Raw genomic sequence first — 6,635 nt, 5'->3', positions numbered from 1 at the left:
CATCCTGACCGATGCCGGCATCGCCAACGAGATCCGCCGCAAATAATGGTAGCGTCAACCGCCCTTGCCCCGGACACCCCGGCCCACACGGTCGATGCGTTCCATCGCGGGCGCTTCTGGCTGGTTCAGCCGCGAAGCGGTCATCGTGCCGGCATGGACGCCATGATGCTGGCGGCAGCCGTGCCCTCCTCCTTCGCCGGGCGGCTGGCCGATTTCGGCGCGGGCGCGGGCGCGGCGGGGCTCGCGGTGCTGTCGCGCTGTCCCGCAGCGCGGGCCATGCTGGTCGAATGCTCGCCGGACATGGCCGAATTCGCGGCCGCGACGCTTGCCCACCCCGGCAATGCGCATCTCGGCGACCGCGCCTCGGTGCTGAGGGCCGGTGTCGCGCTGTCCGGCAAAGCGCGCGGCGCGGCCGGCCTTGCCGACAACAGCTTCGACTTCGTCATCATGAACCCGCCCTTCAACGCCGCCGAGGATCAGGCCACGCCGGATGCGCTGCGCAAGCAGGCGCATGTGATGGAGGACGGGCTGTTCGAAAGCTGGATCAGAAGCGCTGCCGCGGTGGTGAAGCCGCGGGGCGGGCTCGCCGTCATCGCCAGGCCCGAGCAGCTCGGCGCCCTGCTCGATGCGATCGAGGGCCGCTTCGGCGATACCGAGATGCTCGCCGTCCACCCCCGTCCCGAGGCGGCGGCAATCCGGATCGTCGTCAGGGCGACGCTCGGCGCGCGCGGAAAACTGTCGATCCGCCCGCCGCTGATGCTGCACGCAGAGACAGGCAACGGGCCAGCCGAGCGGACCGAGATGATCAACAACGGACTGGCGTCGCTGTTCGGCGATTGATCATCGGCCGGACATGCGGCATTGCCGTTGGCCGGCGAATTCCTACATGCCCACAGCAAGATGAGGCCTCATCTTGCTTCTTTTTCAGTGACCGGAGACCCCGACCTCGTGAAACGCCTCTTGAACCGCCTGCTGCCGAAGTCCTGGCGCTCCACCGTCGTCGTGGTTCCGGTCATCCGGCTGCACGGCACGATCATGGCCGGCGGCGGCCAGTTCCGGCCGAGCCTGTCGCTGGCGTCCACCGCCGGCCTCATTGAGAAGGCGTTCTCCTTTGATGCGCCCGTCGTCGCCATCTCCATCAATTCGCCGGGCGGCTCGCCGGTGCAGTCACGGCTGATCTTCAAGCGCATCCGCGACCTCGCGGTGGAGAAGAACAAGAAGGTGCTGGTGTTCGTCGAGGACGTGGCGGCCTCCGGCGGCTACATGATCGCGGTCGCCGGCGACGAGATCTTCGCCGATCCGTCCTCGATCGTCGGCTCGATCGGCGTCGTCTCCGCCTCGTTCGGTTTTCCCGAGCTGATGAAGAAGATCGGCGTCGAGCGCCGCGTCCATACCGCCGGCCAGAACAAGGCGGTGCTCGACCCGTTCAAGCCGGAGAAGAAGGAAGATGTCGAGCGGCTGAAGGCGCTGCAGCTCGAGGTGCACGAGACCTTCATCGAGCTCGTCAAGGAGCGGCGCGGCACCAGGCTGAAGGACGATCCCGACCTGTTCACCGGCCTGTTCTGGACCGCCAAGAAAGGTCTCGAACTCGGCCTGGTCGATGCGCTGGGCGACATGCGAGGCGTTTTGAAGACGCGCTTCGGACCGAAGACCGAGCTGAAACTGATCACCGCGCCGCGCGGGCTGTTCGGGCGCTTCGGGCTGTTCGGGTCGCGCCTTTCGGCGCCCGACATCGCTGCGGCGGCGGCCAGCGGCATCGTCGATGCGGCGGAAGAGCGCGCGCTGTGGGCGCGCTTCGGGCTTTGAAAAAGGGTTGAAAGCGACTAGCATATCCGCTTGACCGACCCGACCGGCCGCTTTTGCCGCGTTTTCGAGGGAGGAGTTTTGGGATGCCGCAGATCATTTTCCTCGTCGTTATCGGCGCCGCCGCCTATTTCGGCTATCGCGCCTTCATCCGCGAAGCCGAGCGCGTGACGGCCAAGATCCGGCGTACCGAGAAACAGGCGGCAAACGGCACGATGGGAACGCTGGTCAAGGACCCGAAGACCGGCGAATACCGGCTGGCCAAGGACTGAACGCCATCTCGCCAACAACAGACACGTCGGATGCCGGGACGCAAGCCCGGACGGGGCTTGCCCCTGCCAAGATCAACCTTGCGCTGCATGTCACCGGTAGGCGCGCCGACGGCTATCATCTGCTCGAAAGCCTTGCCGTATTCACCCGCTTCGGCGACCGGCTGGAGATCGAGCCGGCCGAGAGCGACCGGTTTTCTATCTCAGGCAAATTCGCATCGGGGGTACCGTCCGACGAGACCAATCTGGTGGTGAGGGCGCGCGAGGCGCTGCGCCGGGAAGCGGGATCGCTTGCGACGCCACCTGTCGCGATAACATTGGAAAAGAACCTGCCGGTCGCCTCGGGCGTCGGCGGCGGCTCCAGCGATGCGGCTGCCGTGCTGCGCGGGCTTGCCCGGACATGGCGGCTCGACATCGGCAACGCCGACCTGGCGCGGATCGGCCTGTCGCTCGGCGCCGACCTACCGATGTGCCTGGCGGCCAGGCCGCTGATCGCGCGCGGCGTCGGCGACGAGTTGTCGGCCGTTCCGAGCTTTCCCGCGCTCGCCCTGGTGCTGGTCAATCCCGGCGTCGCGGTGTCCACGCCAGAGGTTTTCAAGGCGTTGGCGAGGCGCGACAACGAAGCGTTGCCGCCGTTGCCCAGCAAGCTTGATTTTCACTCGATCCGCAGCTGGCTGGACGCGACGCGCAACGACCTCGAGCCTGCCGCTCGGACCATCCAGCCCGTGATCGGTGAAGCGCTCAGGGCGCTGAGGAAAGCCGACGCCGGCTTTGCCCGCCTGTCGGGCTCGGGCGCGACTTGCTTCGGCCTGTTCGAGACGGGCAATGTCGCCAAGCGCGCGGCACTCGACATAAGGCACCGGCATCCTGACTGGTTCGTCGCCGCAACGCGAAGCATGGAGGCTTGAATGGCCCGGATCGACGAAAGCCGCCCGTTCATCCCCGTGCGCATCGCGGTACTCACCGTTTCCGACACGCGCAGCCTTGCCGAGGACAAGTCGGGCCAGACGCTGGCTGACCGTATCGCGGAGGCCGGCCATATCCTCGCCGCCCGCGACATCGTCACCGACGACCGGGAAAAGATCCGCGACAAGGTGCTCGGCTGGTCGAAGGACGAAGGCGTCGATGTCGTCATCACCACCGGAGGCACCGGCTTCACCGGCCGCGACGTGACGCCGGAAGCGCTGGAGCCGATCTTCGAAAAGCGCATGGACGGCTTTTCCGAAGTGTTCCACCGCATCTCCTACGACAAGATCGGCACCTCGACGATCCAGAGCCGGGCGACCGGCGGCGTCCTCAACGCCACCTTCGTCTTCGTGCTGCCGGGCTCGCCCGGCGCCTGCAAGGATGCCTGGGACGGCATCATCAGGGCGCAGCTCGACTATCGCCACATGCCCTGCAACTTCGTCGAGATCATGCCGCGCCTGGACGAGCATCTGAAGCGCGGCGGCAAGGCCGGATAGCCGGCTGTCCCCGTCGAGCGTTCAGCGTATCACCGGCTCGCCGTGGAAGCGCCGGCGCGAAGGGCGCGAGACGCCGAAGCCCACTTCCATCATCAGCCGCCGCGTGCGCGTCGGAACCGTGCCCATATGGAAGCCGAACGGATCCTCGACGAAGCCGAGACCTGCTTCTCCCGTGAGCGTGACCGGGCTGTCGTCGCCGTAAACCTTCAGCACCTCATTCGCCGGATGGCCGACAAGCAGCGTCAGCTGGTGCTTGAGGCTGCGGCGTTTGTGGCTGCCGCGCACATAGACATGCGGGCCGGTGCCAGCGTCGCAGGGCTTCAGATAGAAGAAGAATTTCAGCATCCGCCAGTCGTCGAGGTCGAAATGGTACTTGCCGAGCGAGGCGAGGTTCTTGTCGGCGTCGGAAGCCTGGCCGGTCGGAAAGCTCCACCAGACGCGCGTCGTGATCAGTTTCGCCTGGCCGCCGAGATAGCGCTGGGCGATGCCGGACAAGAGCGGGTCGTTCTGGATGGCCAATGCTGCCTTGCAGGAGAGGATGCGCTCGAAATAGTGGCCGCTGAGCAAGGAGCGGCCGAAACGCTTCTCGGCTTCGGCATGGTCAGAAGGCATGAATTCGAGGCGGCGGTCGAAATTGCCGAAGCAAGGCGTGTTGTCGGCAAAGCTGGCGATCTCCTCATGGATCGCCTGCGGCAGGACCAGGCCGGAAAACAGTCCGTCGGAGCGAAGCGCCTCGATCGCCGCGTCGAGGTCGATACCGCTGAACATCGTATCCCCGCCATTTGGCGCCCGGCCGGCGGGCTTGGCGCCCAGCCAGTGCATCCTGCGCCCCGGCATGGTGCGCGCCAGCATGAACATCGGCAGCCAGGCCGGGTTCTCGCGCAGATCCGTCAGGTAGGTCGGGATGCGTACCGCGATGCGACGAAACAAGCTGCCGTTGCGGGCGATTGCCTCGAGGCTGACAGCGCCGGATTTGTCCGATGTCGAAAGGTTCATCGAGGTCCTCAGGTATGAGCATTATCCGACGAAACATCGGCTGCTCACCAGTTCCGGCATTGCCCAAACCCGCTTGTCCCGCATCGAAAGGAGGTTAGCCCCGCCTCATATTTTGTGCAATGCACAATAAAGGGGTTGCGGTGAATTTCCTACACAACCCCTTCTCCGCTGCCGGCGCCTTCTCCTCCCAAAAACGGCGAGAAGGATCACTTCGGCGGCGCGACCCAGATCTCGGCGTCGAGCCTCTTCGTCGCCAGGCCGCGCGCGATGGCCTCGGCGCTGCGGGCGCTTTTCGAAAGCGCCGTGGCCTGGCGCTTGCTGATGACCAGCCCCTCGGCCAGCGCCCTGTTGCCGGAGAAGACCCTGGCCAGGAATGGCGCGCGGCTGCCGCGCGCGCGGGAAAAGCGCGCCGGCATTGTGTGCCTCGCCATGTGGGCCACGACCTCGTCGATCCAGCCGTCCGACAGCCGCGCCCCGGGCTCCAGCAACAGCAGCCAGTCGCCCTTGGCCTGCCGGATACCGACGGAAATGCCGCCTGCGACATAGTGGCAGCCGGCATGGTCGGCAACGCGGTGCGTCTGGTCGGTCGAGCCGGTATCGCAGACGACGACGTCGCGCACCACGCCTTCGACCGCGCCGCCGATCAGCGAGGCAAGCGTGCGGGCAAGGCCCTCTTCGTCATTCAGGGTTTCAATGAGCACGCTGAGCATTGCCAGCCGAATAGCGGAAAGCCGCGCGCAGCGCCAGTTCTTGCATGCGGCATAAAAAGTTCTTGCTTTGTTCCCATCAAGAAAATAGGAATAGTTTCATGAACAGAGCGATTCGACAGCCTGCTGACAGTCCTTGGGAGAGGGCGAAAATGGAACAGATCGTGCGTGCCGACATTGCAGCCTTCGGGGCTGGGAGAGCCGAGATGGCGAATGCGATGATCGAGCAGAGCGGCATGCGCGTGCGGTCCGACCGCAATCGCGGTCGTTCCGCCGGCATCAATCCGTCCGGCCGCTTCGAGCCGGTCAGCCGGCATCTGTTCGACGATGGCTGGAATTCGCTGGAGGACCTGCCGCCGTTCAAGACCGAGGTGCAAGTCGAGAGGCCGCGCACTATTATCACGCGCAACGAGTCGCCCGACATCTCCTTCGACCGCTCGATCAACCCCTATCGCGGCTGCGAGCACGGCTGCGTCTACTGCTTCGCCAGGCCGACGCATGCGTTCATGGGCCTGTCGCCGGGGCTCGATTTCGAATCCAAGCTGTTTGCCAAGCCGGATGCGGCGCGCATGCTTGACAAGGAGCTGTCTAGGCCCGGCTACCAGCCGCGCACCATCGCCATCGGCACCAACACCGATCCGTACCAGCCGATCGAGAAACAATACCGGATCATGCGCGAGATCCTCGAAGTGCTGGAAGCGCGCGGCCACCCGGTCGGCATCGTCACCAAATCGGCGCTGGTGACGCGCGACATCGACATCCTGTCGCGCATGGCGGAGCGCGGGCTCGCCAAGGTGGCGCTGTCGGTGACGACGCTCGACCGCATGCTGGCGCGAACGATGGAGCCGCGCGCGTCGACGCCGACCAAGCGGCTGGAAGCGATCAGGCAGCTGTCCGACGTCGGCATTCCCGCCTCCGTCATGGTCGCGCCGATCATCCCCGGTCTCACCGATCCGGAGATGGAGCGCATCCTCGATTCGGCACGCGCCGCCGGCGCGCGCGAGGCCGGCTATGTCATTTTGCGGCTGCCGCTGGAGGTGGCGCCGATCTTCAAGGACTGGTTGTTGCGTCATTACCCGGACCGCTACCGGCATGTGATGTCGCTGATCCGCTCGATGCGCGACGGCAAGGACTACGATTCGGAGTGGGGCAAGCGCATGAAAGGCGCCGGACCCTATGCCTGGCAGATCGGCCGCCGTTTCGAGATCACCGCCAAGCGGCTCGGGCTCAACGCCGAGCGGCGGCAACTCAGGACCGACCAATTTCTTGCCGCAGCCAACGCCGCCGAGCAGTTGATGCTGCTTTGAAGGTCCCGCGCCGGCCCTCGCCGGGCGGCGCGAGAAGAATCCCGTCCGGCCTGTCCCCGGCCTTGAGACGGTGCCCTCCCGGTCCGCGCC

At 65.9% G+C, this 6,635-nt stretch carries 8 protein-coding genes; 6 read left to right on the top strand and 2 right to left on the bottom strand.

Going from position 1 to position 6,635, the window contains the following annotated elements:
- The first annotated feature begins 45 nt into the window (after nt 1-45).
- The 5 genes from EN781_RS21860 (at nt 46) to moaB (ending at nt 3,535) form a co-directional block, all read left to right on the top strand.
- A complete protein-coding gene (locus EN781_RS21860; protein WP_127400322.1) occupies nt 46-840 on the top strand; it encodes a methyltransferase in 795 nt (264 codons plus the stop codon).
- Nucleotides 841-948: 108 nt separating this feature from the next.
- Nucleotides 949-1,806 carry a S49 family peptidase gene (locus EN781_RS21855; protein ID WP_126055971.1) on the top strand — a complete coding sequence of 286 codons (858 nt, stop codon included), beginning with the start codon at nt 949-951 and terminating at the stop codon, nt 1,804-1,806.
- A gap of 83 nt (nt 1,807-1,889) precedes the next feature.
- A complete protein-coding gene (locus EN781_RS21850) occupies nt 1,890-2,075 on the top strand; it encodes a hypothetical protein (protein ID WP_126055972.1) in 186 nt (61 codons plus the stop codon).
- Nucleotides 2,076-2,080: 5 nt separating this feature from the next.
- The gene (locus tag EN781_RS21845) at nt 2,081-2,980 is read left to right on the top strand and encodes a 4-(cytidine 5'-diphospho)-2-C-methyl-D-erythritol kinase (protein ID WP_126055973.1); all 900 of its coding nucleotides are present in this window, start codon (nt 2,081-2,083) and stop codon (nt 2,978-2,980) included.
- Entirely contained in the window at nt 2,981-3,535 is a 555-nt protein-coding gene (moaB, locus tag EN781_RS21840; protein WP_126055974.1) for a molybdenum cofactor biosynthesis protein B, read from the top strand.
- A 21-nt stretch (nt 3,536-3,556) separates the two neighbouring features.
- Here the strand turns inward: moaB and EN781_RS21835 are convergent, their stop codons facing one another.
- Both EN781_RS21835 and EN781_RS21830 read right to left on the bottom strand, forming a co-directional pair.
- Nucleotides 3,557-4,531 carry a hypothetical protein gene (locus EN781_RS21835; RefSeq protein WP_126055975.1) on the bottom strand — a complete coding sequence of 325 codons (975 nt, stop codon included), beginning with the start codon at nt 4,529-4,531 and terminating at the stop codon, nt 3,557-3,559.
- Nucleotides 4,532-4,737: 206 nt separating this feature from the next.
- Nucleotides 4,738-5,241, bottom strand: a complete 504-nt coding sequence (locus EN781_RS21830; protein WP_126055976.1) for a glycosyltransferase — start codon at nt 5,239-5,241, stop codon at nt 4,738-4,740.
- 149 nt (nt 5,242-5,390) lie between these two features.
- Between EN781_RS21830 and EN781_RS21825 the strand changes: the two genes are divergently transcribed.
- Complete coding sequence (locus tag EN781_RS21825) at nt 5,391-6,545, top strand: PA0069 family radical SAM protein (protein ID WP_126055977.1); 1,155 nt, start codon at nt 5,391-5,393, stop codon at nt 6,543-6,545.
- The last annotated feature ends 90 nt before the right edge of the window (nt 6,546-6,635 follow it).

This window comes from Mesorhizobium sp. M4A.F.Ca.ET.090.04.2.1, assembly GCF_003999085.1.
Lineage (GTDB): Bacteria > Pseudomonadota > Alphaproteobacteria > Rhizobiales > Rhizobiaceae > Mesorhizobium.
Note: the sequence above shows the minus strand (reverse complement) of the source record. Positions and strands in the feature narration are given on the sequence as shown.